General features: G+C 64.4%; 1 protein-coding gene. It reads right to left on the reverse strand.

Annotation, left to right across the window (positions count from 1 at the left end; genetic code table 11):
- Positions 1 to 626, reverse strand: a 626-nt coding sequence (locus AAW13_RS43960) for an AMP-binding protein (RefSeq protein WP_167391803.1), incomplete at both ends; no start/stop codon positions are given.

Below are 626 nucleotides of genomic sequence, written 5' to 3' on the forward strand. Positions count from 1 at the left end.
ACCCCCACCCCACCAATGAACAACTCCCCCACCACACCCACCGCAACCGGCACCAACCGCTCATCCAACACATACAACCGCACATTCTCCAACGGCCACCCGATCGGCGGCACACCACCCACACCACCACCCACACCACCACCCAGCACAGCAGCACTCGCACACACCGTCACCTCAGTCGGCCCATACGCATTCACCAACCGGAACCACTCACCCCACACCCCGGCCAACCCACCATCCAACCGCTCACCCGCCGTCACCAACGTCCGCAACCCCACCAGATCCGCCGGCTCCAACACCGACAACAACGACGGCGGCAACGTCGCCACCCGCACCCCACACCCCCGCACCAAACCCGCCAACAACCCCACATCCGCCCGCTCCTCAGCAGACGCCACCACCAACCTGCCACCCGCCACCAACGCCACCACCAACTCCGACACCGCCGCGTCAAAACCGAACGACGCGAACTGCAACACCCCATCCCCCACACCCACACCGAACAACACACCCTGCGCCAACGCCAGATTCACCACACCACCATGAGCAACCAACACACCCTTCGGCCGCCCCGTCGAACCCGACGTGTAAATCACATACGCCAACTGATCCGGACGGACGATGAC

The organism is Streptomyces humi (assembly GCF_001005085.2).
Classification (GTDB): Bacteria; Actinomycetota; Actinomycetes; order Streptomycetales; family Streptomycetaceae; genus Streptomyces; species Streptomyces humi.